The organism is Billgrantia hypersalina, from assembly GCF_052584175.1.
The window spans coordinates 39,282-63,803 of the sequence record NZ_JBMIQI010000008.1 but is presented as its reverse complement, the minus strand read 5'-3'; the positions used below and the strand labels follow the sequence as shown (position 1 = coordinate 63,803).

The following is a 24,522-nucleotide window of genomic DNA, read 5'->3' as shown; positions in this document are numbered from 1 at the left end:
AGCAATACATCAAAGGCAATGACGGAAGAGAAATGACACCCGAGGAAGAGGTTCTCAGCCCTGACGATCGCGATTTCGTCACCGCCCTGGCCAGCGGCCTGGAAGTCATCCTGGCCTTCGACGAGACGCACTCGCGCATGACATTGAGCGAGGTCGCCAGCCGTACCGGCATGAACCGTGCCCGCGCTCGGCGCTTCCTGCTCACGTTGCATGCGCTGGGCTACGTGCGCAAGCAAGGCCGCAACTTCGAGCTGGCCCCGCGGGTACTGCAGCTCGGCTACGCGTTTCTCTCCGCCAACAACTATCGTAGCGTGATCCAGCAGGTGCTGGAGGACATTACCGCCGAGAGCGGCGAATCCTCCTCCCTTGGCGTCCTCGATGGCGACGACGTCATCTATGTGGCGCGCTCCTCGTCGCGCCACCGCTTGATGGCCATCACGCTCTCCGTCGGCACCCGCCTGCCGGCCGGCCATACCTCGATGGGCCGCGCCCTGCTGGCCCAGCTCTCCGATGCCGAGCTGGACGCCTACCTCGACCGGGTGACGCTCGAGCGTTACACCGACAAGACCGTGACCGACAAGAAGGCACTCAAGCAGTGCATCCTCAAGGTTCGCCAGCAGGGCTACGCCATCGCCGACCAGGAGCTGGATTCGGGGCTGCGCTCGCTGGCCGTGCCGGCCTTCGATGCCAACGGCAAGCTGCTCGGTGCCATCAACATCAGCACCAATGCCGCGCGCGTGGATCTGGACACCTTGATGAAGGAACACCTGCCGCTGCTACAGCAGAAGGCTCGCGAGATTCGCGCCACCGTCAGCTGAGGCCGCATGCTGGAAATCCTCACCATTACTACGCCGATCTTCCTGTTGATCGGCGCCGGCTACCTGGCGCTGGCGGCTCGGCTGCTGAACAAGGAGCAGGTGCAGGGCGTGGCCTCCTTCGTGCTCTACTTCGCCTTGCCAGCGCTGGTGATTCGGGCCCTGACCCAGACACCCCTCGACGAAGTGCTTCAGACCTCCTACCTGCTGGCCTACGGCCTTGGCTCGGTGAGCATCTTCGGCTTGGCCCTGCTGTTGACCCTGGGGATCCAGCGCAAGGCACTCAGCGAAGGGGCCATGCATGCACTGGGGATGTCCGCTTCCAACAGCGGCTTCATCGGCTATCCCGTTGCGGCCATGGCAATCGGCAGCTCACCCGCCGCCGTCTATATGGCACTGAACATGATGATCGAGAACCTGCTCATCATACCCGCGGCGCTGATCCTGGCCGAAGTCGGGCGCCAGAGCGGAACCGGCATCGTCAGCGTGGCGCGCAAGACCTTCCTTCGCTTGGTCCGCAATCCGGTACTGGTCGGCCTGGCAGTTGGACTGGCGCTGGCCATCACGGAGACGACCCTGCCCCGCCCCTTGGCGAAGGTCATCGAGATGCTGGCCAACGCTGCCGGCCCGGCAGCGCTGTTCGTCATCGGCGGCACACTGTTCGGTCTTCGCGTGCGGGGCATGCTGGGAGACGTGGGCCAAATCGTCGTAGGCAAGCTGATCTTTCATCCGCTTGCCGTGCTCGGTCTGCTGCTGATCATGCCGCAGGTCGAACCGCATATGATGGCTGGCGCACTGCTGTTCGCCTGCGCGCCGATGATCAGCATCTACCCGTTGCTAGGCCAGCGCTATGGCATGGCCGGCGTCAGCGCTGCCGCGCTGATGGTCGCCACCCTGGCGGCTTTCGCCACCTTGAGCCTGGGTCTCTGGCTGATGGATCTCACCGGCTTGCTGCCGGCTCGCTAGCCTCCCTCCCGCTGAGGAGTTATCACTCCTGCCTCTCGACTTCCTGCTCCATCTGCCCCGGCCGTATCGGCTGGCGGGGTTCGTCGAGGCCGGGATCTTCATGCGCCCGAATGTCATCGACTGACGTCCCGGCGCGATCAGGGGAGTCTGCGGCTTGCCCTTCCGGCGGCATGGAGTCCTGTCCAGTGCCGTCTCCCGATACCGGCTCGCCAGCGGCTCCGGTGCCAAGCATATCCCGCTCCGGTTCGTCTCGCGCTGTGCCGAGATCGTCCTCGCGTTCGGGCACCGTGCCAATCGTCGCCTCGCCCCCCGACGAGCCCTGGCCGGCGGAGCTGCTGCTTGGCGGGGGAGACGCGTCCTGCCCGACGACCGTCGAGGAGGCCCCCAACAACAGCACGGCGATTACGCTCGTCACTTCCTTGCGATAGCGCATGTCCTTACCTCCTGCGGCTCATGCCGCTCATTCCCATCCTTCGACACCGGCCATGTCCGGCAGCTCGTGGGCAATGCCCTTGTGGCAGGTAATGCAGGTATCATCGCCATTGATCAGGCCCCGCCGGTGGGCTTCCGCCGCACGGGAACTCTGCCGGGTGAAGTCCATGGCAACCTCGTCGTGGCAGTTACGACACTCCAGCGAATCGTTGGCCTCGAAACGGCGCCACTCGCGGGAGGCCATCTCCAGGCGATGGTCGAGAAATTTTTCGCGAGTGTTGATGGTGCCGAAGATCTTGCCCCACACCTCCTTCGAGGCCTGCATCTTGCGCGCAATCTTGTCGGTCCAGTTGTGCGGCACGTGGCAGTCCGAGCAGACCGCGCGCACCCCCGAGCGATTGGTAAAGTGGATCGTCGGCTGGATTTCTTCGTACACGTTGGCCCGCATCTCGTGGCAACTGATGCAGAACTGCTCGGTATTGGTCGCTTCCATGGCGGTGTTGAAACCGCCCCAGAACAGCACCCCGCCAATGAAGCCCCCCACGGTGAGAAACCCCAGGCTGAAGTAGCCACTGGGCGAGTTGAAGACTCGCCAGAAGACGGCCAACACATGCTTGATACGTTTTATCATTCAGCGGCCCTCACTCTTGCGTTCCGCGCCGCTCGCGGAGAATTTCAGCGATATCGACGAAACGGTTCTCGACCGCCAGCGGCGCGTCCGTCTGCGGCACGTGGCACTGGTCGCAGAAGTAGCGACGCGGCGATAGCTCGGCGAGGAAGTTGCCGTCGCGGTCCATGTAGTGAGTCACGCTGATCATCGGCGCCTGCGTGGCCCCGACCCGCTGCCGGCTATGGCAGCTCATGCAGCGGTTGGCGTTGAGATCGACCTGGTAGTTGTCGATCTTGTGCGGGATGGTTGGCGGCTGCATGGGATAGGCGCGGGCCCGCCGCAGGTCGTTGTTCTCGACGTCGTAGAGCGGCTCGGGTGTGCGCTCCTCGAGCAGCGGCACGTGGCCGCGTAGTGCATCGAGTTCGCCTTCCTGGGCGAGCACTCCCAGGCTGATGCCCAGGATGGCGATAGCGGTGGCTATGGTTCGCATCGTCTTTCCCCCCTAGACCCGTTCGATCCGGCAGGCGCACTTCTTGAAGTCCGTCTGCTTGGAGATGGGATCGGTGGCATCCAGCGTCAGCTTGTTGATCAGCTGGCTCGCATCGAACCAGGGCACATACACCAGGCCCCGGGGCATGCGGTTACGTCCTCGCGTTTCGACCCGCGAGCGCATCTCCCCGCGGGGGCTGATGATGCGAATCTCGCTGCCGCGACGCACACCGAGGTCGCGAGCATCTTGGGGATGCACATAAACCACCGCTTGGGGGAAGGCACGATGCAGTTCGGGCACGCGCCGCGTCATCGAGCCGGAGTGCCAATGCTCGAGCACCCGGCCGGTGACCAGCCACAGCGGGTATTCCTCGTCAGGCGATTCCGCGGGTGCCTCGTAGGGCACGGCGTAGATCACTGCGCGGCCATCCTGATGGCCATAAAATTGGAAATCGCGACCCTTCTCCACGTAAGAGTCGTACTCGCCGTTGTAGCGCCAGCGCGTCTCCTGCCCATCGACTACCGGCCAGCGCAGGCCGCGCTCCTGATGGTAAACCTCGAACGGCGCCAGGTCGTGGGCCTTGCCCCGGGTGAACTGGGCATACTCTTCGAACAGCCCCTTCTGCACGTAGAAGCCGAAGTGATGGGCCTCGTCGTTGGCGTACTCCTCGTCGAGCTCGTCGAGGCCGAAGGCGTCTACCTGGCCGTTGCGGAACAGGACGTCATAGAGCGACTTGCCGCGGTAGTCCGGATTGGCCTCGAGCATTTCCTCCGGCCAAACCTCCTCGATCTGGAAGCGCTTGGAAAACTCCATCATCTGCCACAGGTCGGAGCGCGCCTCCCCCGGCGCCTGGACCAGCTGGTGCCAGAACTGGGTGCGCCGTTCGGCGTTGCCGTAGGCGCCCTCCTTCTCGACCCACATCGCCGCGGGCAGGATCAGGTCGGCCAGCTCGGCGGTCACGGTGGGGTAGGCGTCGGAAACGACGATGAAGTTGTCGGGGTTGCGGTAACCGGGGTAGGTCTCCTCGACCAGGTTGGCCGCCGCCTGGACGTTGTTGTTGCACTGAACCCAGTAGACGTTGATGTCGCCGTCCTTGAGCATGCGGTTCTGCAGCACGGCATGGGCACCGGGCTGCCCCTGGATAGTACCCTCGGGTACCTTCCATACCTCCTCGGCGAAGCGGCGATGGTATTCGTTGGTCACGACCATGTCGGCCGGCAGACGATGCGAGAAGGTGCCGACCTCACGTGCGGTACCGCACGCCGAAGGCTGCCCGGTCAGCGAGAAGGGGCTGTTGCCGGGCGTTGAGATCTTCCCGGTGAGAAGGTGGATGTTGTAGATCATGTTGTTCGCCCAGACCCCGCGGGTGTGCTGGTTGAAGCCCATGGTCCAGAACGACATCACCCGAGTATCGGGGTCGGCGTAGAGCTCGGCCAGTTGGTCGAGCTGCCGCTTGGGCACGCCGGAGAGTTCACTGACGGTATCAGCGTCGTACTGCTGCAGGAATTCCCGGTAGCGTTCGAAGTCGATGTCGCGGGCGCCCGCACTCTCCGCGGCATTCTCGGCGGCCAGCTCCAGGCGGTGCTCGGGGCGCAGCCCGTAGCCGATGTTGACGTTGCCCTCCATGAAGCGCACGTGTCTCTCGACGAAGTCCCAGTTCACCCGGTCGTTCTCGATGATGTAGCGCTGGATGTAGTTGAGGATCGCCAGGTCGGCCTGGGGGGTAAACACCATCGGCAAGTCCGCCAGCTCGAAGGAGCGGTGCTCGAAGGTCGACAGCACCGCCACCTGCACGTGCGGCGCCGAGAGCCGACGGTCGGTGACCCGGGTCCACAGGATGGGGTGCATTTCGGCCATGTTGGAGCCCCACAGCACGAAGGCATCAGCCGCCTCGATGTCGTCGTAGCAGCCCATCGGTTCGTCCATGCCGAAAGTGCGCATGAAGCCGAACACAGCGGAGGCCATGCAGTGGCGCGCGTTCGGATCGATGTGGTTGGAGCGGAAGCCGGCCTTCATCAGCTTGTTGGCCGCGTAGCCCTCCCACACCGTCCACTGGCCCGAGCCGAACATGCCGATGCCCTGCGGGCCCTTCTCGCGTAGCACCGCCTTGTACTTGTCGGCCATGACGTCGAAGGCCTCGTCCCAGCTTACCGGGGTGAACTCGCCCTCCTTGTCGTACTCGCCGTTGGTCTTGCGCAGCAGCGGCTGGGTAAGGCGGTCCTCGCCGTACATGATCTTGGACAGGAAGTAGCCCTTGATGCAGTTGACGCCACGGTTGACCGGCGAGTTGATGTCGGCATGCGTGGCCACCACCTGATTGTCTCGCGTTGCCACGTTGACCCCGCAGCCCACGCCACAGAACCGGCACGGCGCCTTCGACCACTTCAGCTGGGCTTGGCTGGCATCGGTGACCACGTTCTGCGCCTGTGCCGTGGTCGTCATGCCGGCCGCCGAGGCTGCGGTCGCCACCGCGGTACTCTTGATGAAATCACGCCGTGTCAGCGTCATGGCTTGTCTCCTCCATTTCCCTGTCCAATTCATCGGCGCTCTCCGCATGGTGGTAAACCAGCCCCACCGACAACACGCCGGGCGCTTGCTGCAGCCCCTCGATGAATTCCACGATCTCCCGATGCCCCCCTGTTTCCATGACCAGTACCATCTTGCCGCACGGATCCGTGGCGTGTACCTCGACACCCGGGTGGGCCTGACAGTGCTGCCTGACCTCGGCGATGCGCTCCGGCTGCAGCTGCACGACCAGGCTCGAGATGTGCACTTGAGCGTTCATGTCCCTTCCTGAAGGCTGGTTGAGTATCTCGATCTCGGCGGGGCTACCGCTACCGCCTGGGTGGGGCATACCGACACGCAGGCTCCGCAACCGCTGCATGCCTCGGTATCGATAGTCGGTTCCGGCACTCGCTGGGCATTGAACGCAAAGCGAATCGCACCGGCTTCACAGCTCTCGCCACAGCTGCGGCAATAGACGCCCTGAGGCCCCAGGCACGCCTGATCGATCGCAGCGACCTGCTGCCAGGGCGCTGCGTCGCGAGGAGCGTAAAAGACACTTTCTTCGCAGGCCTCGATACAGGCACGGCAGAACGTGCACTCGCCACGTTGGAAATCAATCTGTGGAAATCCGGCCGCATCGGGCACGATGATGCCGGTCTCGCAGGCCTGGAAACAGTCGCCGCATTGAGTGCAATTTTGCAGGAGGTCCGGCTCGTCACGAGCCCAGGGCGGCCGCAGCACAGGGGAATATTCCAGCCGCCCTTTCAGCAAGGCGCGCCGCGAGGGGTCCACTCCCATTTTGCTTCTCCACGGTCTTGTTATGGCATTTTTATTTCACGGTTTTTCTTTTTTCATCTCGCCTGGCCTGGGAATCATGCGCTAGCCGGGTGGGCCAGGCGGGCCGGTAAGTATCTGAAAAATCCACACGGCGAAGCCATATCCAGAAACCACCAGGACGGCAAGGATAGGGAACAGGATGCCGGCGAGAAACAGAAAGACCAGCAGCTCATGTTTCTTCTGCTGCTTCTCCTCGGGCGTTTGCGGCTTGCGTTTGCGGCTTGGCTTGTCGATCGTACTTTGCATAAATCGGCACCAGAGCGAGACGTCTTGTTCTACCTTAGGTAGCAAAGAGCCATCCTGCAAACTAGGAATCTGGTACGCCCCAATTCAGGAACATCGGAGCAAAGGAATGAAAATCTTTCTTGCGAAGCATACGATTATCTTCGCGTCCGTGCTGGTCAGCCTGGCGGCCGTTCCAGCGCTGGCGGATGAGAATCGCGAGGCGGTTCAGGCCAGTTTGCGTGCCCTGCATCAGCACCAGGTGGAGCTGGCCGAGCTGGCCGAGGAGCGCGCCGAACGCGACGAGATCGCCCAACTGGCCAACACGCTTCGACGCGATCACGCCATCCTCGATGAGTGGCTGGCCAAGGCTACCGAGCGGAGCGATACCTCGGTTGACGAACCGGCCGCCTACGACCATGAAGACTACGAGACACTGCAGAACGCGGAGGGCGAAGCGTTCGATGCCGCCTACCTGGAGTACCAGGAAAACCTGCTCGCTGCCGCCATCGACTATCTCGAGCGAGAACGCTCGGCCGAAGAGTCGGAGCTGACCGAGTTCGACAACCACCTGCGGGTAACCCACGAATCGCTGCTCAAGAACCGAGCGCGCGTCGAATCCCTGCGCTAGCACACTCGCTCGAGGTGGGCCCGCTGATGCGAGCCCGAGGAGCGGATTCAGCCCTTGGCAGCGCGAATGATCGCATCCATTGCTGCCAGGTAGCCCTGGCTGCCGAGCCCGGCAATCACACCGTCGGCACGCAGCGAGACGTAGGAGTGGTGGCGAAAGCTTTCGCGCTTGTGCACGTTGGAGAGGTGCACCTCGATCACCTTGCCCTCGAAGGCGTTGAGCGCATCGAGAATGGCCACCGAGGTGTGGGTGTAGGCAGCCGGGTTGATGATGATTGCCGCAGTGCCATCATTACGCGCGGCGTGGAGAGCGTCGATCAGCTCGCCTTCGTGATTGCTCTGCAGCGCCTTGATGTCCCAGCCGTTGACCGCAGCCTTCTCGTACAGCGCGTTGTTAATGTCGCTCAGGGTCTCGCGGCCATAGATCTCGGGCTGGCGGGTGCCCAGCAGGTTGAGGTTGGGGCCGTGCAGGATCAGAACCTTGTTCATCGGTTTCTCTCATGTGCTAACAGGTCGGGTGAGGTCACGATTGCGGCTCGAGCAACCGCTGCCAAGCGTCGATCACCGCCTGGCGATGGTCGTGAAAATCGGCGTCGCAAGCGCGGGCTGGCTGGCGGGTCAGCGAGGCGCGATGCGCGGCGCTGCGCAACGCCAGGTAGGCCTCGCGCAGGCGTTGGCACTCCTCGGCGGGCAGACGGCCGCTGCTCTCCAGGGTTTCGAGGATGCGCATGTTGTCGCTCCACTGCAGCAGCTCGGGCGTCTCGTGGCCCATGGAAAGCACCGCGAACTGGCACAGGAACTCGATGTCGACCATGCCGCCGGGGTCGTGCTTGAGATCGAACTCGCCTTTTCCGCTCTTGCCACCCAGGTGGTCGCGCATCTTGCGGCGCATCTTGACCACCTCGTCACGCAAAGCCTCGCGCTCGCGCGGCCGTCCCAGGATCTCGCGGCGCACCGCCTCGAACCCCTCGGCCAGATGGGCATGGCCCGCCACCACGCGGGCGCGTACCAACGCCTGGTGTTCCCAGGTCCAGGCCTCGCGGCGCTGGTAGTCGGCATAGGCGTCGAGCGTCGTGACCAGCAGGCCGGCGTTACCCGAGGGGCGTAGGCGCATGTCCACTTCATAGAGCGTGCCGGCCGGTGTCGTCGCGGTAAGCAAATGGATGATGCGCTGCCCCAGGCGGGTGAAGAAGACCGGGGAATCGAGCGGCCTCGCACCGTCCGTTTCACCGTGCAAGTCGGCGTCATGGAGAAAGACCAGGTCGAGGTCGGAGCCGTAGCCCAGTTCGATGCCGCCCAGCTTGCCGTAGCCGACGATGAGGAACTCCGGCTCGCTCCCGGCCCGCGAACCATCCCGCCGCTGCGGATAGCCGTGCTTGCGTACCAGATGGCGCCAGGCCATCGCCAGCACCGCTTCCAGCAGCACCTCGGCGATGTAGGTGAGATAGTCGCTAACCTTCATCAGGTGGCGGGTACCGGCGATGTCGGACGCCGCGACCCGCAGTACGTGGGCGTGCTTGAATACGCGAAGGGCCTCGAGCTGGGCCTCCTCATCGTCCTCGGGAATGCGTCCCAGGGCCTGGCGCAGCTCATCGGCCAGGCTCGCCTTGTCGGCGGGTGTGTAGAGCGTATCCGGCGTCAGCAGCTCATCGAGAAGCAGCGGGTAGCGGGCCAGCTGCTCGGCGATCCAGGGGCTGGCGCCGCACAGCCCCATCAGATGGCTCAACGCCTCGGGATTCTCGCGCAGCAGCGCCAGGTAGGCGGTGCGTCGCAGCACCGCCTCGATCAGGGGAAGCACCCGCTCAAGGGCAATGTCGGGGGCGTCGCTTGCCGCCGCGGCATCCAGCAGCAGCGGCATCAGGGCTTCCAGGCGGTCGTAGCCGATGCGCTGCATGGACTGGACCTGGCGTGACTGGCGCAGGGTCGCGAGGCGCCGCTGGGCAACGTCGGGCTCGTTGAAGCCCGCTTCTTCCAGCATCGCCTGCGCCTCCTGGGCATCGAGCTCGCCGCACCACAGCGAGCGCCAGTCGCCGAGCGAGAACGTCTCCTCGCCCTGCGCCTCGCTCGCCTCCTCGACCTCTTCCTCGGGATCGGCGATGACCGCATCGAAGTGGCGGCGCACCCGGCCCCGCACCTCCTCGAGCCGCGCCACGACCGCCGCCCAATCCTCCATGCCCAGCGCCTGGGCGACACGCTCGCGGTCGAGATGCTCCTCCGGCAGGCTCTGGGTCTGGCGGTCTTCCAGCGCCTGCAGCACGTGCTCAAGGTCGCGCAGGAAAACGTAGTCGGGCTCCAGCTCGTCGACGACGGCCTGGGGCAACAGGCCAAGCGCCGGCAGGCGTGACAATGCCGTGCGCAGCGAGGTGACCTGCAGCTCGGTATCGCGCCCGCCGCGGATGAGCTGGAAGGCCTGGACCACGAATTCCACTTCCCGAATGCCGCCAGGGCCGAGCTTGATGTTGGCCTGCATGCCGCGGCGCTTCACTTCGCGATTGATCAGTGCCTTCATCTCGCGCAGCGATTCGATGGCACCGAAGTCGAGATACTTGCGATAGACGAAGGGGCGCAGATTGCCAAGCAGCTCGCCGCCCGCCTCCAGGTCGCCGGCCACCGGTCGCGCCTTGAGCATGGCGTAGCGTTCCCACTCCCGGCCCTGGTCCTGATAATAAGCGGCAAGCGATGCGAAGCTGCCGACAAGCGGGCCGCCATCGCCCAGCGGACGCAGGCGCATGTCGACGCGAAAGGCGAAACCGTCGGCGGTGACGGCATCCAGCGCGGCGATCAGCTTCTGCCCCAGCTTGGTGAAGTACTCCTGGTGTTCGAGCGCCTTGCGCCCGCCCTGGGTCTCGCCCTTCTCGGGGTAGGCGAATATCAGGTCGATATCCGAGGAGAGGTTGAGCTCGCCGGCCCCGAGCTTGCCCATGCCCAGCACTACCAGGCGCTGCTCGCTGCCGTCGGTCCGCGGCGCCGGGCGGCCCCAGCGCGGCTCGAAGTGTCGCTCGAGCCAGCCCAGCGCCCCTTCGAGACAGACTTCGGCCAGCCGCGACACCGACGCGGCCGTGGACCACATGTCGACGCCCGGCGGCCGGGTCAGGTCGCGCCACACAATCCCCAGCATGCGCGCCCGGCGGAAGCGACGCAGGGCGGCCTGCAGGCCCGCTTCGTCTTCGGCGCCCTCCAGCCGCTCGGCGAGCCAGGCGCCCTGAATGTCGGCCGTGGGGGCTTCATCCAGCTCGCCGCTCGCGTCGAGATGCTGTAGCCAGTCGGGGTGACGTACCAGCGTGTCGAGGACGAAATCGGAAATGGAAATGACACGGGCCAGCTGGCGCCGGCGCGCGGGAGCGAGCGCCAGCCAGTTCTCGGACGGCGCCTCCTGGTCGGTCATTCCCGCGATATTGTCGGCCTGGGCCAGGCTCTCGCTGAGCCGTTGCCACGCTTTCTCCAGGGCAGGCGCGAGCGCGGGGGAAAGCTCGTCGGCAGGCAGGAAATCATCGGGTAGGGGCATGGCAGCGCGCCTTGTTGCAGCTGGGTTGCCTCCAGCATAACGAAGGCGCTATCGCAGCGGCACCCCGTGCGAGGCGGTCAGCCCAAGAATTTCTGCCAGGCGAGCAGCCCCCAGGTCAGGCCGGCGGCCAGCAGGGCCAGCATCACCGCCGCCGAGCCGATGTCCTTGGCCCGCCCCGACAGCTCATGATGCTCGGTGCCGATGCGATCCACCACGCTCTCGATGGCACTATTGATCAGTTCCACGATGAGTACCAGCAGGCAACTGCCCAGCAGCAGGATCCACTCCACCGGCCCCGAGCCGATCCACCAGGCCAGCGGCAGCAGCACCACGCACAGGGCCAGTTCCTGGCGAAAGGCCGTCTCGTGGCGAAAGGCGAACTTGAGCCCCTTGAGCGAATAACCCGTGGCATCGATGAGATGGCGCCATCCGGTACGTGCTGGTTTCATCGTCTCGCTGTCCTTACCTGGATAGTAGGGGGCTTGCAGTCGGTGGCAGGGCTCAATGCGCCTCGATCATGCGCTCCAGATCCCGGGCGAGAGGATCCAGCACCTGCGCCCAGTTGAGCCAGGGGGTAGATGCCGTGCCGTTGACCATCACCGTGAACACGCCCCAGCGTCCCGAGCGGGTGCGCAGGTAACCGCTGACCGCGCGCACGGCATACGGCTGGTTGAGCGTACCGGTCTTGAGCATGACGTGATCCTGGACCAGCGACGAGCCGCGGCGGATGAAACGGGACACGCCATTCGAGGGCGACTGGAAGCTGGCAACGAAGCTGGGAAACAGTGACGAACGGTGGAACATGCTCTCCAGCAAGACATTGCTCCCCCGGGCCGAGGTGCGATTCTCGGTGGTCAAGCCGCTGCCGCTGAGCATGACCACCGGGCCGTGGTCGGGCAAGCCGATCACGTAATCCTGAATTGCCTCGCCCGCCTGCAGCAGGCTTGCCCGGGGCGTCTCGACCAGGTTGAGCGCCAGCACGTCGGCCATGAAGTTGTTGGAGTAGTTCATGACCTGCAGCAACAGCTCCTGCAGTGGCTTGCCCTCCACTTGCGCCAGGGTGCGGGCAGAGGCAGGCGGCGCCTCGATGCTGGTGGTATAGCCCTGCCCCACGGCGATACCCGCCTGCTCGAGCATGGCCATCAGCGTACGCGCGGTCTGGCGGGCAGGGTCGCCGCTGGCTCGGTAGACGTCGCGGGGTGAGGCATCGTGCGCTACCTGGCCGCGCAGCAGCATCGTGTCGCCCTCTTCGCGAGTGACGCGCTCGGCGCTGAACTCGGTGGCGCTACCGGACGGGCCCGTCTCGATCCGGTTGTCGATGTCCAGGATCAGGGACTGGCTATCACAGCTGGTGACCCGGGCCGGCTCACCGGCAGCGGCCCCCGGCGCCACGTTGACGCACCAGTTGCCGTGGTTGACGCCGGCCGACGAGAGCAGCGCACTGTAGCTATTGGCGGTGCGCGATTGCGCCTCGCAGCGGTCCGTGGTGATGCACTCCACCGGACCGAAGCGCCACTGGCTGACCACCAGGCGCCCTTCCACCGCGCGCACGCCGGCCTGGTGCAGTCGCTGCGCCAGCCGCCACAGGTCCTCGGTGGCCAGCGCCGGATCCCCGCCACCGTCGAGAATCAAATCGCCGCGCAGCATGCCGTCGGCATCCAGTTCGGCAGTGCTGGCCAGCTTCGTGGTGAAGCGATGCTGGGGCCCCCACCGATCGAGCGCCGCCGCCGCCAGATAGGCCTTGGACACCGAGGCCGGGGAGAGCTGGCGTTCCGGCTGGATGGCACCGAGCACCTCGCCGGGTCGACCGCCGTCCCCCAGCAGCCGGGCTTCGGCGCTGACACGAAAGCCTTTCTCGGTTATTTTCGCAAGCTCGGGGAAGCCATCTCCCGAGGCGACCAGCGGCAGCAACACGCCGCAAAAGAGAACCAGGCAGCGCAGCCTGGCAGTAACGCTTACCCTCATTTTGCTCGGATCCATGCAGAACTTGTGAAAGCCCACTCAGTGGGCGGAAATACGTGAGAAGAGTTGGATCACCACCACCCCGGCAACGATCAGGCCGATGCCCACTATCGCCGGCAGATCGGGACGCTGGCCATATACCAGCACGCCGACCAACGCCACCAGCACGATACCCAGTCCGGCCCAGATCGCATAGGCGATGCCGACAGGAATGGTGCGCAGCACCAGCGACAACATGAAGAAGGCGATCACATAGCCGGCCACGACGACCAGGCTGGGACCGAGGCGGGTGAAGCCATCGGTTGCCTTGAGCGCACTGGTGGCCACGACTTCCGCCACGATAGCCAACGCGAGATAGACGAATGCCATTCAGCGTTCCTCTTCCAGGGGGGCTGGGACGAGCCCCGGGGCATGCGGCAGGTCCGCCTGCAGGCGCCAGAGGGACTGACCGCTGGCGTGGTACTTTCGTTCAAAGGGAGTCAGGAACTGGCCATCTGGCTCGAAGGCCTCGACCGGGCTCCGCACGCCGGTGACCCGCTCCAGCGCCTGGGCGAACTCCTCCACGTAGAGGCGCCAGTTGGAGCGCAGCTCGAGCCGGCCGCCCAGGGCCAGGATCACGGGCAGCACCGGATGCCCATGCCAGCGCTGCTTGAGGTGCGCCGACTTGGGATAAGGGTTGGGATAGAGCAGGTAATGCCTCGCCGGCTGCCAGCCGGCTGCCAGCGCCAGGCGCCAGAAATCCACCAGATCGGCGCGCACCAGCAGGGCATTGCCGGCCAGCTCGCCATGCGCCCGCGCCAGCCGGTCGGCGCTGCGATCGACGCCAATGATCAGGTGATCGTCGAAGCGTGCGGCCAAGTGCCGGGTCGAGAGTCCCACGCCACAGCCGGCATCGAGAACCAGCGGCTGCGCCTCCAGGCCGCCATGCTTATCTATCCAGGCGCAGGCCTGCTCGAACGCCAGGCGCGTGTGCTCGGCAATGGGCTTGCGCAGCGGGAAACGCAGGGCGCGCTCGACGCGGTGCACCACGTCCCGGTGGGGACCGTCCTGGTTGGTGGCGATGGTGCGGGAGGTGGCATGCATGTCGGAGTCGGTTCAGTAGCAGACGAACTGGCCATTCTAGCAGCAGGCGAGGAGCGAAAAAAAAGGCGCACCCAATTCGGGAGCGCCCACATACCCACTCGTATGACTCAAACAGCCCCTACAGGATAGCGCTTCCGCGGCTTCAGCTCAAACGTTTGTTTTATCTTTGCTGGCCACAACTTGCGTCCCGTGCCCATGACGGCGTCCCAAGGCCGGTGCTATGATCGCCTTCCTATACTGACTCGCACGAACTGCACAACGAGGAAAGCGGCTTGTCACACTTACCGGTGATCGTCGGCATGGGCGGCGTCAACGCCGCCGGGCGAACCTCTGGCCATCAAGCGTTTCGTCGCACCGTGATCGACGCCCTTCCCGAAGCCGAGCAAGAAGCCCTGCTACTCGGCCTGGCGGCCCTGATGGGACAGGGCAGCTACCGGGATGGAAACTGGTACGACGCCGCCGGAAATCAGACCGACGCCAGCCGACTGGCCGAGAGTTGCCGCGGGCAAGTGCTCGACCATACCCTGATTCGACGCATCGACGACCCCCGCTTCCGCGATGAGGGGCTACCGGCCAATCGGCGCGCCAGCCTCGGCCTGGGGGCGGAACTGACCTTTCGCATTCGTCGGCGCCAGCTGCCCGAGCGGCTGCCCCCGACCTGGCAGGTACGCGAGCTGGACCGCCAGACCCTGGAGGTGACGGTACCTTCCGGCGAACTCGATGTACTGTTGCCGGAAACCCGGCCGGCCCAAGTGAGAGCCGCCGGCCAGCTACCCAGCGGCTTCGACCCCAGCCACTACTATCGCAGCGTGCACCATCCACGCGGCCTGTCGATGGCGATCTTCGCTGCCAGCGACTGCCTGGCCAGCAGCGGCCTGGAGTGGGAAGCAGTGCGCGATCGCCTCGACCCCGACGAAATCGCCGTCTATGCCGGCAACTCCATCGGTCAACTCGACGACGAGGGCTGGGGCGGCCTGCTCAAGAGCTTCGTCTCGGGGAACCGCGCCACCTCCAAGCAGATGCCGCTGGGCTATGGCCAGATGCCGGCCGATTTCCTGAACGCCTATGTGCTGGGTAGCGTCGGGGGTACCGGCGCGGCTCTGGGGGCCTGTGCCAGCTTCCTCTACAACTTGCGCCTGGGCGTCGAGGACATTCGCAGCGGCCAACGCCGGGCGGTGATGGTGGGTACCTCGGATGCCCCCGTGACCCCGGAGATCATCGAGGGCTTCCGGGCCATGGGCGCCCTGGCCGACGACGAGAGCCTCAAGGCGCTGGATGCCCTGGAGCTGCTCACCGACTCCGATTATCAGCGTGCCTGCCGGCCATTCGCCCGCAATTGCGGCTTCACCATCGCCGAATCCAGCCAGTTCATTCTCCTGCTTGACGACACGCTGGCGCTGGAACTCGGCGCCGAGATCCTGGGCAGCGTACCCGGCGTCTACGTCAATGCCGATGGCTGGAAGCGCTCCATTTCCGCCCCGGGTATCGGCAACTACATCACTTTGGGCAAGGCGGCCGCCCTGGTCAGCGACATGTTGGGCGATAGGGCCCTGCGCGAACGCACCTTCCTCCACGCCCATGGCACCAGTACGCCGAAGAACCGCGTCACCGAATCGCATGTCTTCGACTTGGTCGCCCGGGCTCACGGCATCGACAGCTGGCCTGTGGTGGCGGTGAAAGCCTTCGTGGGTCACTCCCAGGGCAGCGCCGCCGGCGATCAGCTGGCCAGCGCCCTGGGCAGCTTCGCCCATTCGTTGCTGCCGGGCATTCCCACCCTCGACGCCGTGGCGGACGACGTCCATGCCGAGCGGCTTCACTTCTCGCGCGAACCGCAGCCGTTCACGGCCGACGCCGCCTTCATCAATGCCAAGGGCTTCGGTGGCAATAACGCCACCGGCGTGGTGCTCTCGCCCAGCGTGACCGAGCGCCTGCTGGCACAGCGCCATGGCGAAGGGGTCCTCGAGGCCTGGCGCCAGCGCCGCGAGGCCGTTCGACAGGCCGGCCAGGCCTACCTGAGCGAGGCCGACCGTGGCTATTTCCGGGTGCGTTATCGCTTCGGCGAAGGCGTGTTGGAAGGACCGGAGCTCGAGGTCAATGCTCATTCCATCAGCATTCCCGGCTACGCTCGCCCGGTGTCGCTGACGGTGGACAACCCCTACGGCAAGCTCGACGATTGATCCGGCGCGGCATTGTCGGTTCGGTCGCGGGCAGTTACGCTGAGCCCTCCTGAGCTGTGCAATTGAGCGGAGCGCCATGAGAATCGCGGTCTACCCCGGTACTTTCGACCCCATTACCCACGGCCACTACGACCTGATCGAGCGCGCATCGCTTCTGTTCGACAAGGTCGTGGTGGCCATCTCGGCCAGCCCCGGCAAGAACCCCGCGCTTGATCTCGACACGCGCATCGCCCTGGCCCGGGAAATTTCGTCCGGGCTCGATAACGTCGAGGTGATCGGCTTTTCCGGGCTGCTTACCGACATGATGACCGAGCAAGGCGCGCGCATCATCCTGCGGGGGCTACGCGCAGTTTCGGATTTCGAGTACGAACTCCAACTCGCCAACATGTATCGTGCCCAGGCACCGGAGCTCGAGAGCGTATTCCTCACGCCGGCGGTAGAAAATTCCTATATCTCATCTACCATCGTGCGGGAGATCGCCAAGCTCGGCGGCGACATATCCCGGCTGGTGCACCCCAGGGTCGCCGAAACGCTGCGCAAGCATTACAATACCTGACCGTATTACTCGGCAATTTCCTTCCGAGTCGCTTTACCCGGGCGAGGCCGTGCGCGGCCTGCCCGATCGCGAGGTAGCCCCATGGCCCTGATGATCACCGACGAATGCATCAACTGCGACGTCTGCGAGCCCGAATGCCCCAATGACGCCATTTCGGCCGGCGAGGAGATCTACGTCATCGACCCCGGTCGCTGCACCGAGTGCGTCGGCCATTACGACGAGCCGCAGTGCCAGCAGGTTTGCCCGGTCGACTGCATTCCGCTCGACCCCGAGCGCCGCGAGACCCGCGACGAGCTAATGGCCAAGTACCAGTTGATCACCGCGGCCTAATGCCGAGGCGGCGCCGAAAAGACGTACTCGCTTCCCAAGCCCTGCTGCTGCGGGGCTTGGCGCACATCGAACCGGAGCAGACCCGCTCAGCGCTGCCCCTGCGACGGGCGTGGATTGATCGAGGTGCACCCCAGGCAGCGCCGGAACGTCGCCTCGGCCGGGGTCTTGACCAGAGTCTCGGCGGCCGCTTCGACGTTGCCTCCCATCGCCGAGAACGGCAGTGAGATGACGAACAGGGCAGTGCCGCCGATCGTCGCCACCGCCAGTAGCGGACGTGCAATCAGGGCATCGGCGATCATGGCCGCCCCACTGGGCCGCGCTTCCAGTCGCTGTTCCTGGGCCCCCGCCTGGAGGCTGGCGCACCACAGCGCTGCCGCCACCGCCAGGACCGTCGTCACTCTTCCCATGCGTCGCATCGTCTTTCCCCTCGTTTCGCCTGTTCGGCATCGCGTGCCGAGCGCCACCCACCGATACGCCAAGATCCCATAGCCGGCGCCCGGCATCCAGAGGCGACATGCCCGGTTGCGTTATGGCGTTTCACTCGCCATGCTGCTCGGTTCGTTATCACCGGGACACGACGTGACAGCCCAGCATCGAGAGACACCGGCCTCGGCCCGACGGCGCATCTGGACGCTCGCCTGGCCGATCATCCTTTCCAACATCACCGTACCGCTACTGGGGCTGGTGGATACCGCCGTGGTCGGCCACCTGCCCGATTCACGCTACCTCGCCGGCGTGACGCTGGGTGCTACCTTGTTCAGCTTTCTCTACTGGGGCTTCGGCTTCCTGCGCATGGGTACCACCGGCCTGACTGCCCAGGCGGTAGGACGCGAGAGCGACAGCGAGGTACGCAATCTGCTGGGCCAGGCGCTGCTGCTGGCCATGGCCATCGGGGCGCTGCTGATCCTCTTCTCGACCCCACTGATCACGTTCGGGCTCTGGCTACTCGACGGCAGCGAAGCCGCCACCCGGCTCGCCGCCGAGTACGCCAGCATCCGCATCCTGTCGGCCCCCGCAGTGCTGGCGAACTACGCCATTCTGGGCTGGTTCCTGGGCCAGCAGAACTCGCGGGTGACGCTGGCCATCCTGGTGTTGACCAACAGCGTCAATATCCTGCTCGACCTGCTGTTCGTGGTCGGGTTCGGCATGACCAGCAACGGTGTGGCCTGGGCCACGGTGATCGCCGACTACTCGGCGCTAGCCTTCGGCGTCTGGTGGGTAGCCCGGCAGCTGAAGCTGCTGCAGGGGCGCTTCCTGCGCGAGCGGCTGTTCCGCCTGGCGGCTTACGGCGAGCTGTTGCAGGTCAATGGCAATCTTTTCCTGCGCACCCTGGGGCTGCTGTTCGCCATGGCGTTCTTCACCTCGCGCGGCGCGGCTCAGGGCGATACCGTACTCGCCGCCAATGCCGTGCTGATGCAGTTCATCATGCTCACCAGCTACGCCCTGGACGGCTTCGCCCATGCCGCCGAGGCGATCGCCGGCCGCGCCGTGGGCCTTCGCCCTGGGCGGTCATTATCTCATCGCCCTGCTGACCGGCCTGCCCGAGGTGCGAACCGCCGCCGGGGAGTACCTGCCCTGGATGGTCGTCATGCCGCTGATCGCCGTCTGGAGCTATCTGTTCGACGGCGTTTTCATCGGCGCCACCGCGATCCGTGAGATGCGCAACAGCATCTTCTTCGGGCTGGTCCTCTACTTGCCTGTCTGGTGGGGGGCCCGGGCAATCGCCGCACCGGGTTACGAAAACCATGCGCTGTGGCTGGCCTTTCTCACTTTCAGTGTGGTGCGATCGGCGGTGCTGGTCGGCTACTATTGGCACCATCGGCGCACACGGTGGCGTCATGGTTCGTGCAGCGAAGCCGCCATCCGAACGAGCGACCGCCCCTCGTGAGTCTGCCGGCTCGCCTTTTCATTAGGGTAAGCTGTGACATTGCGCTATTTTTCACGAACGCACTCCGGATAACCAGAAGAAGCGAACACTGCCATGCTCAAATTTCTTTCAAGACCTGCCGTCAGGCTGGTCGACCGCTACCTGCCGGACCCCTTCATCTTCGTGCTGCTGCTGACGATCGTCGCCGCCGCCGCCGCCATCGGCGTAGAACGACAATCGCCGCTGGCCGTGATGCGCTTCTGGGGAGACGGGTTCTGGAACTTGCTGACGTTCTCCATGCAAATGCTCTTGATTCTGGTGACCGGCTTCATGCTGGCCAGCTCGCCACCGGTCAAGCGGCTGCTGCAACAGCTAGCCAGCCTGGCCCGGAACGCCGGGCATGCCATCCTGCTGGTAACGCTCGTCTCGCTGGTGGCCAGCTGGATCAATTGGGGCTTCGGCCTGGTGGTTGGGGCGCTTTTCGCCAAGGAGTTGGCGCGCCTGGTCCGGGTCGACTATCGCTTATTGGTGGCAAGCGCCTACACCGGCTTTGTGGTCTGGCACGGCGGGCTTGCCGGCTCCATTCCGCTGACCATTGCCACCGAGGACCACTTCACCGCCGAACAGATCGGCGTCATCGGCACCGGCTCGACCATTTTCGCCTTCTTCAACCTGGCTATCGTCGTCTGCCTGTTCATCGCCATTCCGCTGGTCAACCGGGCCATGCTCCCCGACGACAAGGACAGCGTCTACGTCGACCCCAAGCTGCTCGACGATGGCCCTGTCACGCGGGTGCGCGTCACGCGTCCCGCCGAGCGGCTGGAAAACAGCGTGACGCTTGCCTGGCTGGTCGGCATCCCCGGGGTGATCTTCCTTCTCGACCATTTCGTGCTGCGTGACGGTGGCCTGAACCTCAACATCGTCAACTTCATGTTCCTGTTCCTGGCCATCGTGTTGCATCGTACTCCCCGCAGCCTGCTGGAGAGCCTCAACGAGGCAATCAAGGGCGGCGCCGGGATCGTGATCCAGTTCCCCTTCTATGCCGGGATAATGGCAATCATGGTCCAGTCGGGGCTGGCCGAGACCATGTCCGAGGCGCTGATCTCCTTCGCCACGGAGACTTCGTTGCCGTTCTGGTCGTTCATCAGCGCCGGCATCGTCAATCTGTTCGTGCCCTCGGGCGGCGGCCAGTGGGCCGTTCAGGCCCCGGTCATGCTGCCGGCGGCCGAGGCGCTGGGCGTGGACATCCCCCGCGTGGCCATGGCGGTGGCCTGGGGCGACGCCTGGACCAATCTGCTGCAGCCGTTCTGGGCCTTGCCGGTGCTCGCCATCGCCGGCCTCAAGGCCAAGGACATCATGGGCTACTGCCTGATTCAGCTGGTGATCACCGGGGTAATCATCTCGGTGGGCCTGACCTGGTTCTGACGTCTACCCTTGTCGATGAGCGAGGTCTTCTGGCCCCGGCACTCGCCGGGGCCATTGCCATTCCAACCCTGAGGGTCTTCATGTCGCCTTTCATCGAAGGAATCGACTTAATCGCCCTGGTCATCGAAGTGCTGGGGGTGGCGATCATCGTGGGCGGCTTCGCCATCACCTCCTGGCGATTCCTGCACTACCGCATGTTTCACGAACAGCGGGCTTTCATGCACTACCGTCACGGTATCGCTCGCGCGCTCATTCTGGGGCTGGACTTCTTGATCGCCGGCGACATCATCAAGACGGTCATCATCGCCAACACCGGGCAACAGGTCGCCACCCTGGGTATCATCGTGCTGATACGCGCCTTCCTGGCTTTCACTCTGCACGTCGAAGTGGAAGGCCACTGGCCGTGGCAGGACAGCCGCTACAGGAAGGACAAAAGTGCCTCCCGGCGCGACACGAACGACTGACGAGGTATCGTACATGGCCGATTCCGGCAACCTGCCCCATGACTTTCCCGGCCAGCACGAACTGAGCATGACCGTGCTGATGACGCCCGACATGGCCAACTTCAGCGGCAAGGTGCACGGCGGCGCCATACTCAAGAAGCTCGACGAGGTGGCCTACGCCTGTGCCAGCCGCTATTCAGGCCACTACGTCGTGACCCTCTCCGTCGATCAGGTATTGTTCAAGCAGCCGATTCACGTCGGCGAGCTGGTGACCTTCCTGGCCAGCGTGAACCATGTGGGCCGCTCTTCGATGGAGATCGGCATCAAGGTGGTGGCCGAGAATATCCGCGACAAGGTGATTCGTCATACCAACAGTTGCTACCTGACCATGGTGGCGGTGGATGCCGATGGCCATCCGGCACCTGTCCCACCCTTGAAGCTGGAAACCCCACTGCAGAAACTGCGTTTCGAGAAGGCGGCGCTGCGCAAGGCCCTGCGCAAGCAGGCCGAAGAGGCCGAGCGTCGTACCCAGGCGGAACACGTGAGTGAATGATGGCGTCAGCCGCAGCCGATGTCGGTAATGGTGCCGCCCTCGTCGACATGGACGTTGATCCGGTCACCCTGATACTCCATCGTGTAGGCGTGGCCAGGGCGAATGACACGCAGGTCGGCAGCACCGCTGTCGCGGCGTATCGAATCGCCCAGCGCCTCGTCATAGCGACGACCGACCCGGTCCTGCACACGCCCTGCACCGCAGGCGTTCTCCCGCTCGCTAACCTGGGGCGGCTTGGGGGCGGGGTCACGCGGCGCGTCTGACTGCGACATCGGGGCACATCCTGCCAGGAACAACAGGCTGATAGAAGCCAGGCACAACCTCAGGGGGCTTACCATCGGCGGGTTTCTCTCTGTGAGAAGGGAAATCGGAGTGAAGCTGCACAGGCAGCACACGGGGAGACTGCCAGGTCGCCCGTGCACTGCCAGGCCGGACCGTGCGTGTTACTCGGCAGCGTCCTGCACGGCTTCACCGCCGCGCTCGACGTCTTCACCCGCACCTTGCATGGTGTTGCAACCCGCCAGGGCACCGGCGGTCATCAACAGGGCAAACCCTAGGGCAATCGCTCTCTTCATGGTCGTATCTCCTTGAAACGATGTTCGGAAACTCCATTCCTTACCTTGAAGCAATGGCTATTTAAGCGTAACAGCCCTTTGCCGCTTTGCATAATCGCTAATATTACGATGCCTCGCGCTGGATCGCCTCGCCGCCCTGTTCGATGTCTTCCCCCATGCCACGCATGGTGTTGCAGCCGCCGAGCAGCGACAGGCCGAGAAGCACAGCCAGCAGTAACGCTAGGGTAGGTTTCATGCTCCACCTCCGTGGTTGACCTGTTCTCAATCTAGTCGCTGCCGTGCCGCTTCGCCTCTCCGCGCGGCGGGCGCGGTGGGCCGCTCTGTGTCATCATGAAGCCGATGCCATGGATCGGGAGATGAGCATGCCGATAGAACTTGACGAGCGCCTGGTGCAGGACAGCTATCCGATCGCGGAGTTGCCGCTGTGCCAACTGCGGCTGATGGACGATACACGCTTCGCCTGGCTGCTCCTGATCCCCCGTCGTGCCAATGTCAGCGAAGTCTTCGACCTGGACGAGGCGGACCAGCGCCAGCTTTGGCATGAGGCCAGCGAGGTCGGCCGCATGCTCAAGACCCTGTGCCGGGCCGACAAGATCAACATTGCCAGCCTGGGTAACGTGGTGGCCCAGTTGCATGTGCACATCGTGGCCCGCCGGCACGACGACGAAGCCTGGCCGGGGCCGGTATGGGGCCAAGGGCAACCGCAGCCCTACGACCTTGACGCGCTGGCCGGCATGCGCGATCACGTGCTGGCCCAGCTGGACGGGCTCAAGCAGCGTCTCTGAGCGCGGTTCAGCCCCCGAAGGGGTGACGCGTGGGCGGCGAGTCCGAGGGAGCGCTCCTGGCCGGCGGCTCGCCCAGCAACGGCGCCGAAGCGGGCTGGTTCACGCCGGCGATGGTTAGCGAGATGCCCAGCAACATGATGGCAAGCCCGCCGCCCAAGGCGGCCCAGCTCAACAGCCGACCGGCTCGCTGCATGCCATCCTGTTTCGCGAGGCGCCGCTCGGCCCAGCCACGTGCGACGACGCTGGCGAGTGCCAGAGCGGACACGGTCAGCGCCGTTCCCAGGGCCATAACCATCACCGCAGCGACACCGACCGCGAACTGGCCCAGCAGAGTCGCTGCCCCCAGCAAGAGAACGCCGCCGCTGCAGGGGCGGATCCCGATAGAAACGACCGTGGCCAGCGCGGTACGCCAGTCGGCGGCCTGGTTCGGGTCGACGTGGTGATGACCGCCACAGCAGGCATGCGAGGGGTCGTGGTCATGCGGTGGGTGGCCATGCGCATGAGCCGCCGGATGCGCCTGGCCTGCGGCCGGCCGGCGCAATTGCCGAAGGGCCCTCAGGCAGAGCCAGCCACCCAGCAGCGTCACCATCAGGAAGCTGGCCTGTTCGACCCAGGCCACGCTACCCATGGCCTGGCGCGTCACCCAGCCCAGGCCGTGCACCAATACCACTACCAGGCCGATGGCCACCAGCCCCTGCAACAGCGAGGCGGCGAAGGAGAGCGCAAGGGCACGGCGTACGGCACCACCCTGCGAGAGCAGGTACGTTGCCAATACCGCCTTGCCATGCCCCGGGCCGGCGGCATGGAAGACGCCATAGCCGAAGCTGACCCCCAGCAGTGCCGTCCAGGCACCCGCCGAAGGTGTGCTCGAGAACTGAGTAATGGCCAGGGTCAGGGCGCGATGGAAGTCGCGCTGCCAGGACAGCAGCTGGAGACTCAACGACTGCAGCCCGCCCTGGCTGAGGAAAAGCAGCGCCAGTGCGGCAGCCGCCAGCAAGCCGAGCCCTAGCAGCCATGCCTTGGCGGGGGCTTCGGCCATGGCCCTTGTTATCACCCGCATTGCACCACCCCGGTTTCGGCAAAATGGCGCCCCAGGCCGGGCTCGGCTTCATCGTCCACGTCGAGCATGGAAGCCTCCATCACGCGTTCGGGATCGGGGTCGGCGGGCAGGATGCGTGTGGTGCAGGACAGCTCGCTACCGACGGTCAAGGCGTCCTCCTGGGGCGTGTCACCCTCAGCTTCATGGACGACCTCGAGATAGTAAGTGGGATCGAAGACCTGATACTGCAGCGTCTCCGCTTCCAGCGGCTGAGGCGTGGCGAGCGGCAGCACGAAGACGAACTCGACACGGTCATTGCGCTCCATCACGGTATATTCGCTCACCTCGCCGAGATCCAGCTTGTCGTCGCTTAAACGCACTTCGGTAAAGTAGTCGAACGGTGCCAGATTGCCGCGTATTTCGCTGCCCAACTGGTCGAGCCCCGCTTCCAGCCCGCCTTCGGCCCGACTCAGCTCCTCGATGAGCACCAGGCTGTAGAAAGGGTCCATTCGCCAGGCCTGATGCAGCGCCTCGAGTCGCCCTTCGTCATCGACGATCAGGCGCACACGGATATCGATCCAGCCATGGGGATGAGCCTGGGCCAGGCCGGGCAGCAGGACGAGCATACCCGCCAGCCAGGCTCGTTTCGCCCAGGCGATGAAGCGTTGAGGCAAAGGAGTCATAGGGTACTTGGGCTCATGCTAACGGGGTGGGA

At 64.8% G+C, this 24,522-nt stretch carries 29 protein-coding genes and 1 pseudogene; 11 read left to right on the top strand and 19 right to left on the bottom strand.

All coding sequences use genetic code 11. The features are described from left to right. Nucleotides 1-32 precede the first annotated feature (32 nt). A complete protein-coding gene (locus ACOJCM_RS05660) occupies nucleotides 33-818 on the top strand; it encodes an IclR family transcriptional regulator domain-containing protein (RefSeq protein ID WP_445211091.1) in 786 nt (261 codons plus the stop codon). Nucleotides 819-824: 6 nt separating this feature from the next. After that, nucleotides 825-1,781 carry an AEC family transporter gene (locus ACOJCM_RS05655; protein ID WP_445211090.1) on the top strand — a complete coding sequence of 319 codons (957 nt, stop codon included), beginning with the start codon at nucleotides 825-827 and terminating at the stop codon, nucleotides 1,779-1,781. 22 nt (nucleotides 1,782-1,803) lie between these two features. On the opposite strand, the gene ACOJCM_RS05650 is transcribed toward ACOJCM_RS05655, so the two are convergent. The 7 genes from ACOJCM_RS05650 to napE form a co-directional block, all read right to left on the bottom strand. Next, nucleotides 1,804-2,214, bottom strand: coding sequence for a hypothetical protein (locus ACOJCM_RS05650; RefSeq protein WP_445211089.1), 411 nt, complete (start codon nucleotides 2,212-2,214; stop codon nucleotides 1,804-1,806). 27 nt (nucleotides 2,215-2,241) lie between these two features. Continuing rightward, nucleotides 2,242-2,844, bottom strand: a complete 603-nt coding sequence (locus ACOJCM_RS05645) for a NapC/NirT family cytochrome c (protein WP_445211088.1) — start codon at nucleotides 2,842-2,844, stop codon at nucleotides 2,242-2,244. A 10-nt stretch (nucleotides 2,845-2,854) separates the two neighbouring features. After that, nucleotides 2,855-3,313, bottom strand: a complete 459-nt coding sequence (locus ACOJCM_RS05640; protein WP_445211087.1) for a nitrate reductase cytochrome c-type subunit — start codon at nucleotides 3,311-3,313, stop codon at nucleotides 2,855-2,857. A gap of 12 nt (nucleotides 3,314-3,325) precedes the next feature. Beyond that, on the bottom strand, nucleotides 3,326-5,821 hold the full coding sequence (gene napA / locus ACOJCM_RS05635) for a nitrate reductase catalytic subunit NapA (RefSeq protein ID WP_445211086.1): 2,496 nt from the start codon (nucleotides 5,819-5,821) through the stop codon (nucleotides 3,326-3,328). After that, nucleotides 5,802-6,098 (bottom strand): chaperone NapD, encoded by a 297-nt coding sequence (locus tag ACOJCM_RS05630; RefSeq protein ID WP_445211085.1) that lies wholly within the window; start codon nucleotides 6,096-6,098, stop codon nucleotides 5,802-5,804. Before ACOJCM_RS05630 ends, napA begins: the two co-directional genes overlap by 20 nt. Next, entirely contained in the window at nucleotides 6,095-6,616 is a 522-nt protein-coding gene (napF, locus tag ACOJCM_RS05625; RefSeq protein ID WP_445211084.1) for a ferredoxin-type protein NapF, read from the bottom strand. The genes ACOJCM_RS05630 and napF overlap by 4 nt, the downstream gene beginning before the upstream one ends. An 81-nt stretch (nucleotides 6,617-6,697) precedes the next feature. Then, on the bottom strand, nucleotides 6,698-6,901 hold the full coding sequence (gene napE, locus ACOJCM_RS05620; protein WP_445211083.1) for a periplasmic nitrate reductase, NapE protein: 204 nt from the start codon (nucleotides 6,899-6,901) through the stop codon (nucleotides 6,698-6,700). Between the two features lie 106 nt (nucleotides 6,902-7,007). Here napE and ACOJCM_RS05615 point away from each other — a divergent pair, with 106 nt between their 5' ends. Beyond that, a complete protein-coding gene (locus ACOJCM_RS05615; protein WP_445211082.1) occupies nucleotides 7,008-7,508 on the top strand; it encodes a DUF4142 domain-containing protein in 501 nt (166 codons plus the stop codon). Nucleotides 7,509-7,555: 47 nt separating this feature from the next. Here ACOJCM_RS05615 and aroQ read toward each other — a convergent pair whose 3' ends face one another. The 6 genes from aroQ to trmB all read right to left on the bottom strand — a co-directional run bounded on the left by aroQ (nucleotide 7,556) and on the right by trmB (nucleotide 14,057). Then, nucleotides 7,556-7,996 (bottom strand): type II 3-dehydroquinate dehydratase, encoded by a 441-nt coding sequence (aroQ, locus tag ACOJCM_RS05610; protein ID WP_445211081.1) that lies wholly within the window; start codon nucleotides 7,994-7,996, stop codon nucleotides 7,556-7,558. Nucleotides 7,997-8,030: 34 nt separating this feature from the next. Continuing rightward, a complete protein-coding gene (gene glnE / locus ACOJCM_RS05605; RefSeq protein WP_445211080.1) occupies nucleotides 8,031-11,012 on the bottom strand; it encodes a bifunctional [glutamate--ammonia ligase]-adenylyl-L-tyrosine phosphorylase/[glutamate--ammonia-ligase] adenylyltransferase in 2,982 nt (993 codons plus the stop codon). 77 nt (nucleotides 11,013-11,089) lie between these two features. After that, on the bottom strand, nucleotides 11,090-11,461 hold the full coding sequence (locus ACOJCM_RS05600) for a diacylglycerol kinase (RefSeq protein WP_445211079.1): 372 nt from the start codon (nucleotides 11,459-11,461) through the stop codon (nucleotides 11,090-11,092). Between the two features lie 52 nt (nucleotides 11,462-11,513). Continuing rightward, nucleotides 11,514-12,977 (bottom strand): D-alanyl-D-alanine carboxypeptidase/D-alanyl-D-alanine endopeptidase, encoded by a 1,464-nt coding sequence (gene dacB / locus ACOJCM_RS05595; protein WP_445211078.1) that lies wholly within the window; start codon nucleotides 12,975-12,977, stop codon nucleotides 11,514-11,516. 36 nt (nucleotides 12,978-13,013) lie between these two features. Continuing rightward, a complete protein-coding gene (locus ACOJCM_RS05590) occupies nucleotides 13,014-13,343 on the bottom strand; it encodes a DMT family transporter (RefSeq protein ID WP_445211077.1) in 330 nt (109 codons plus the stop codon). Further along, nucleotides 13,344-14,057, bottom strand: coding sequence for a tRNA (guanine(46)-N(7))-methyltransferase TrmB (trmB, locus tag ACOJCM_RS05585; protein WP_445211076.1), 714 nt, complete (start codon nucleotides 14,055-14,057; stop codon nucleotides 13,344-13,346). Between the two features lie 299 nt (nucleotides 14,058-14,356). Here trmB and ACOJCM_RS05580 point away from each other — a divergent pair, with 299 nt between their 5' ends. From ACOJCM_RS05580 to ACOJCM_RS05570, 3 genes are all read left to right on the top strand, one after another. Further along, nucleotides 14,357-16,234, top strand: a complete 1,878-nt coding sequence (locus ACOJCM_RS05580; RefSeq protein ID WP_445211211.1) for a beta-ketoacyl synthase — start codon at nucleotides 14,357-14,359, stop codon at nucleotides 16,232-16,234. 76 nt (nucleotides 16,235-16,310) lie between these two features. Beyond that, on the top strand, nucleotides 16,311-16,790 hold the full coding sequence (coaD, locus tag ACOJCM_RS05575; protein ID WP_445211075.1) for a pantetheine-phosphate adenylyltransferase: 480 nt from the start codon (nucleotides 16,311-16,313) through the stop codon (nucleotides 16,788-16,790). Between the two features lie 81 nt (nucleotides 16,791-16,871). Beyond that, nucleotides 16,872-17,120 carry a YfhL family 4Fe-4S dicluster ferredoxin gene (locus ACOJCM_RS05570; RefSeq protein ID WP_445211074.1) on the top strand — a complete coding sequence of 83 codons (249 nt, stop codon included), beginning with the start codon at nucleotides 16,872-16,874 and terminating at the stop codon, nucleotides 17,118-17,120. Nucleotides 17,121-17,206: 86 nt separating this feature from the next. On the opposite strand, the gene ACOJCM_RS05565 is transcribed toward ACOJCM_RS05570, so the two are convergent. Further along, the gene (locus ACOJCM_RS05565) at nucleotides 17,207-17,527 is read right to left on the bottom strand and encodes a hypothetical protein (protein ID WP_445211073.1); all 321 of its coding nucleotides are present in this window, start codon (nucleotides 17,525-17,527) and stop codon (nucleotides 17,207-17,209) included. Between the two features lie 139 nt (nucleotides 17,528-17,666). Between ACOJCM_RS05565 and ACOJCM_RS05560 the strand changes: the two are divergent. From ACOJCM_RS05560 to ACOJCM_RS05545, 4 genes and pseudogenes are all read left to right on the top strand, one after another. Beyond that, nucleotides 17,667-19,008: pseudogene (locus tag ACOJCM_RS05560) on the top strand (MATE family efflux transporter). A gap of 93 nt (nucleotides 19,009-19,101) precedes the next feature. After that, on the top strand, nucleotides 19,102-20,412 hold the full coding sequence (locus ACOJCM_RS05555; RefSeq protein ID WP_445211072.1) for a short-chain fatty acid transporter: 1,311 nt from the start codon (nucleotides 19,102-19,104) through the stop codon (nucleotides 20,410-20,412). Nucleotides 20,413-20,492: 80 nt separating this feature from the next. Continuing rightward, nucleotides 20,493-20,876 carry a DUF1622 domain-containing protein gene (locus ACOJCM_RS05550; protein ID WP_445211071.1) on the top strand — a complete coding sequence of 128 codons (384 nt, stop codon included), beginning with the start codon at nucleotides 20,493-20,495 and terminating at the stop codon, nucleotides 20,874-20,876. Between the two features lie 13 nt (nucleotides 20,877-20,889). Then, a complete protein-coding gene (locus ACOJCM_RS05545; protein WP_445211070.1) occupies nucleotides 20,890-21,408 on the top strand; it encodes an acyl-CoA thioesterase in 519 nt (172 codons plus the stop codon). Between the two features lie 5 nt (nucleotides 21,409-21,413). Here the strand turns inward: ACOJCM_RS05545 and ACOJCM_RS05540 are convergent, their stop codons facing one another. The 3 genes from ACOJCM_RS05540 to ACOJCM_RS05530 all read right to left on the bottom strand — a co-directional run bounded on the left by ACOJCM_RS05540 (nucleotide 21,414) and on the right by ACOJCM_RS05530 (nucleotide 22,218). Next, complete coding sequence (locus tag ACOJCM_RS05540) at nucleotides 21,414-21,680, bottom strand: I78 family peptidase inhibitor (protein WP_445211069.1); 267 nt, start codon at nucleotides 21,678-21,680, stop codon at nucleotides 21,414-21,416. A gap of 171 nt (nucleotides 21,681-21,851) precedes the next feature. Beyond that, complete coding sequence (locus ACOJCM_RS05535) at nucleotides 21,852-21,983, bottom strand: entericidin A/B family lipoprotein (protein ID WP_445211068.1); 132 nt, start codon at nucleotides 21,981-21,983, stop codon at nucleotides 21,852-21,854. A gap of 103 nt (nucleotides 21,984-22,086) precedes the next feature. Then, nucleotides 22,087-22,218, bottom strand: a complete 132-nt coding sequence (locus ACOJCM_RS05530) for an entericidin A/B family lipoprotein (RefSeq protein WP_445211067.1) — start codon at nucleotides 22,216-22,218, stop codon at nucleotides 22,087-22,089. A gap of 127 nt (nucleotides 22,219-22,345) precedes the next feature. Here ACOJCM_RS05530 and ACOJCM_RS05525 point away from each other — a divergent pair, with 127 nt between their 5' ends. Next, a complete protein-coding gene (locus tag ACOJCM_RS05525) occupies nucleotides 22,346-22,768 on the top strand; it encodes an HIT domain-containing protein (RefSeq protein WP_445211066.1) in 423 nt (140 codons plus the stop codon). Between the two features lie 7 nt (nucleotides 22,769-22,775). On the opposite strand, the gene ACOJCM_RS05520 is transcribed toward ACOJCM_RS05525, so the two are convergent. Together ACOJCM_RS05520 and ACOJCM_RS05515 are read right to left on the bottom strand one after the other, a co-directional pair. Next, nucleotides 22,776-23,807, bottom strand: a complete 1,032-nt coding sequence (locus ACOJCM_RS05520) for a nickel/cobalt transporter (RefSeq protein ID WP_445211065.1) — start codon at nucleotides 23,805-23,807, stop codon at nucleotides 22,776-22,778. Nucleotides 23,808-23,818: 11 nt separating this feature from the next. Next, a complete protein-coding gene (locus ACOJCM_RS05515; RefSeq protein WP_445211064.1) occupies nucleotides 23,819-24,490 on the bottom strand; it encodes a DUF1007 family protein in 672 nt (223 codons plus the stop codon). Nucleotides 24,491-24,522: the final 32 nt, after the last annotated feature.

What these genes read in the sequence shown, in the direction of transcription:
- coaD (WP_445211075.1), top strand. Translation starts at nt 16,311, where the DNA reads ATGAGAATCGCGGTCTACCCCGGTACTTTCGACCCCATTACCCACGGC.
- ACOJCM_RS05655 (WP_445211090.1), top strand. Translation starts at nt 825, where the DNA reads ATGCTGGAAATCCTCACCATTACTACGCCGATCTTCCTGTTGATCGGC.
- ACOJCM_RS05550 (WP_445211071.1), top strand. Translation starts at nt 20,493, where the DNA reads ATGTCGCCTTTCATCGAAGGAATCGACTTAATCGCCCTGGTCATCGAA.
- ACOJCM_RS05650 (WP_445211089.1), bottom strand. Translation starts at nt 2,214, where the DNA reads ATGCGCTATCGCAAGGAAGTGACGAGCGTAATCGCCGTGCTGTTGTTG.
- aroQ (WP_445211081.1), bottom strand. Translation starts at nt 7,996, where the DNA reads ATGAACAAGGTTCTGATCCTGCACGGCCCCAACCTCAACCTGCTGGGC.
- ACOJCM_RS05600 (WP_445211079.1), bottom strand. Translation starts at nt 11,461, where the DNA reads ATGAAACCAGCACGTACCGGATGGCGCCATCTCATCGATGCCACGGGT.
- trmB (WP_445211076.1), bottom strand. Translation starts at nt 14,057, where the DNA reads ATGCATGCCACCTCCCGCACCATCGCCACCAACCAGGACGGTCCCCAC.
- ACOJCM_RS05525 (WP_445211066.1), top strand. Translation starts at nt 22,346, where the DNA reads ATGCCGATAGAACTTGACGAGCGCCTGGTGCAGGACAGCTATCCGATC.
- ACOJCM_RS05660 (WP_445211091.1), top strand. Translation starts at nt 33, where the DNA reads ATGACACCCGAGGAAGAGGTTCTCAGCCCTGACGATCGCGATTTCGTC.
- ACOJCM_RS05555 (WP_445211072.1), top strand. Translation starts at nt 19,102, where the DNA reads ATGCTCAAATTTCTTTCAAGACCTGCCGTCAGGCTGGTCGACCGCTAC.
- ACOJCM_RS05630 (WP_445211085.1), bottom strand. Translation starts at nt 6,098, where the DNA reads ATGAACGCTCAAGTGCACATCTCGAGCCTGGTCGTGCAGCTGCAGCCG.
- glnE (WP_445211080.1), bottom strand. Translation starts at nt 11,012, where the DNA reads ATGCCCCTACCCGATGATTTCCTGCCTGCCGACGAGCTTTCCCCCGCG.
- ACOJCM_RS05515 (WP_445211064.1), bottom strand. Translation starts at nt 24,490, where the DNA reads ATGACTCCTTTGCCTCAACGCTTCATCGCCTGGGCGAAACGAGCCTGG.
- napF (WP_445211084.1), bottom strand. Translation starts at nt 6,616, where the DNA reads ATGGGAGTGGACCCCTCGCGGCGCGCCTTGCTGAAAGGGCGGCTGGAA.
- ACOJCM_RS05615 (WP_445211082.1), top strand. Translation starts at nt 7,008, where the DNA reads ATGAAAATCTTTCTTGCGAAGCATACGATTATCTTCGCGTCCGTGCTG.
- dacB (WP_445211078.1), bottom strand. Translation starts at nt 12,977, where the DNA reads ATGAGGGTAAGCGTTACTGCCAGGCTGCGCTGCCTGGTTCTCTTTTGC.
- ACOJCM_RS05530 (WP_445211067.1), bottom strand. Translation starts at nt 22,218, where the DNA reads ATGAAACCTACCCTAGCGTTACTGCTGGCTGTGCTTCTCGGCCTGTCG.
- ACOJCM_RS05580 (WP_445211211.1), top strand. Translation starts at nt 14,357, where the DNA reads ATGGGCGGCGTCAACGCCGCCGGGCGAACCTCTGGCCATCAAGCGTTT.
- napE (WP_445211083.1), bottom strand. Translation starts at nt 6,901, where the DNA reads ATGCAAAGTACGATCGACAAGCCAAGCCGCAAACGCAAGCCGCAAACG.
- napA (WP_445211086.1), bottom strand. Translation starts at nt 5,821, where the DNA reads ATGACGCTGACACGGCGTGATTTCATCAAGAGTACCGCGGTGGCGACC.
- ACOJCM_RS05570 (WP_445211074.1), top strand. Translation starts at nt 16,872, where the DNA reads ATGGCCCTGATGATCACCGACGAATGCATCAACTGCGACGTCTGCGAG.
- ACOJCM_RS05640 (WP_445211087.1), bottom strand. Translation starts at nt 3,313, where the DNA reads ATGCGAACCATAGCCACCGCTATCGCCATCCTGGGCATCAGCCTGGGA.
- ACOJCM_RS05520 (WP_445211065.1), bottom strand. Translation starts at nt 23,807, where the DNA reads ATGGCCGAAGCCCCCGCCAAGGCATGGCTGCTAGGGCTCGGCTTGCTG.
- ACOJCM_RS05540 (WP_445211069.1), bottom strand. Translation starts at nt 21,680, where the DNA reads ATGTCGCAGTCAGACGCGCCGCGTGACCCCGCCCCCAAGCCGCCCCAG.
- ACOJCM_RS05590 (WP_445211077.1), bottom strand. Translation starts at nt 13,343, where the DNA reads ATGGCATTCGTCTATCTCGCGTTGGCTATCGTGGCGGAAGTCGTGGCC.
- ACOJCM_RS05545 (WP_445211070.1), top strand. Translation starts at nt 20,890, where the DNA reads ATGGCCGATTCCGGCAACCTGCCCCATGACTTTCCCGGCCAGCACGAA.
- ACOJCM_RS05645 (WP_445211088.1), bottom strand. Translation starts at nt 2,844, where the DNA reads ATGATAAAACGTATCAAGCATGTGTTGGCCGTCTTCTGGCGAGTCTTC.
- ACOJCM_RS05565 (WP_445211073.1), bottom strand. Translation starts at nt 17,527, where the DNA reads ATGGGAAGAGTGACGACGGTCCTGGCGGTGGCGGCAGCGCTGTGGTGC.
- ACOJCM_RS05535 (WP_445211068.1), bottom strand. Translation starts at nt 21,983, where the DNA reads ATGAAGAGAGCGATTGCCCTAGGGTTTGCCCTGTTGATGACCGCCGGT.